Annotated in this window: 2 protein-coding genes; one reads left to right on the top strand and one right to left on the bottom strand. The window is 41.2% G+C overall.

All coding sequences use genetic code 11. The features are described from left to right. The first annotated feature begins 123 nt into the window (after positions 1 to 123). Positions 124 to 390, top strand: coding sequence for a hypothetical protein (locus tag ACT3SX_RS15125; protein ID WP_192529393.1), 267 nt, complete (start codon positions 124 to 126; stop codon positions 388 to 390). A 251-nt stretch (positions 391 to 641) separates the two neighbouring features. On the opposite strand, the gene ACT3SX_RS15120 is transcribed toward ACT3SX_RS15125, so the two are convergent. Beyond that, on the bottom strand, positions 642 to 1,325 hold a 684-nt coding region (locus ACT3SX_RS15120; RefSeq protein ID WP_444753395.1), incomplete at its 5' end, for an IS256 family transposase.

The following is a 1,325-nucleotide window of genomic DNA, read 5'->3' as shown; positions in this document are numbered from 1 at the left end:
ATAAAAAGCTAAAACTTTATGAAATTGAGTAAGGTGGATATGCTTGATATACCTTATGTGAAGCTTGCATATTTTATTTATAGCAATTGAGTTGTTGCTCTAATTAACAATAGGATTTAACCGATGTTTAGATTAATAGTGAATTTTTTTAAAGGGATAGGTATTTTGCTTAATGGAACTGCTAAGTTCGCAGCAGACGCTAGTAAAGCGCTTGAAAACTCAGCGGATGAGATGCTTAAAGCTTCAACTCTAAGTAGAGCAAGAGCAGCTGAGAAATACAAGAAGGACAAAGCCCAAATGGTAATAGATGGAGGCTATGAGTCTGAAGAAGCCATGGACAAAGCGCACGATGAATTACTTGAAAGTATTACGAAAAGATCTAAGCGATAATCGATGTAAAAGAATATAGAGATATTAATGATAGCAAAGAAGCTTTACAGTAGTCGTTTATGCCTAGGAGTAAAGTCATTTAAGATATTTTCAGTGATTATTAATACTAAACTGCTTAATATATTAACGTATTAAGGCTCTTTTAGATTAGCTACAACCTTAATGGCCATATAGTCTCCAGGAAAGACTCGTAATTAAGAATTGCTATATAAGAAGTAGGGAGCCCATCCCAGATTCTGTGTAACTGCCATTTAGATTAAATGCCTGCTTATACGATCATCAAACATAATCATAAAGCGATTCAAAGCAGACGTCCAGTTACGAATCGGCATCGACCACTTTTTGGATGCCTGCTGGGTGGCTAAGTACACCACTTTGAATGCCGCCTGATCAGACGGGAACACCTTACGCTTATTTACCGCTGTACGAATCACACTGTTTAGCGACTCAATCGCATTGGTGGTATAAATCGCTTTTCTGATGTCTTTCGGGTACTCAAAGAACACCGTTAAGCCCTCCCAGTTATTGCGCCAAGACTTGACCACGTGCGGGTATTTCTCGCCCCACACCTCATCAAAGTGCTCAAGATTGGCCTCTGCTATCTCAAGCGTATCAGCGCCGTAGATGGCTTTTAAATCAGCCGCTACGGCCTTTTTGTCCGTCCACGGTACGAACTTCATTGAATAGCGCACCATATGCACGATACACAGCTGAACCTGAGCGTTGGGGTAAACCGTGTTGATGGCATCGGGGAAGCCCTTTAAGCCATCGACACAGGCGATTAAGATGTCTTGCACCCCACGGTTCTGCAATTCAGTGAGAACGCCTAGCCAGAACTTAGCGCCTTCATTCTCTGATAGCCACATACCAAGCAGCTCTTTTTTACCATCAAGAGCAACACCTAGCGCTAAGTAAATGGCTTTGTTGATAATCTG

Origin of the sequence: Psychrobacter sp. AOP31-B2-9, assembly GCF_052378005.1 — a bacterium.
Taxonomy (GTDB): Bacteria; Pseudomonadota; Gammaproteobacteria; order Pseudomonadales; family Moraxellaceae; genus Psychrobacter.
The sequence above is the reverse complement of the archived record's forward strand: the minus strand, read 5'-3'. Positions and strand labels throughout refer to the sequence as shown.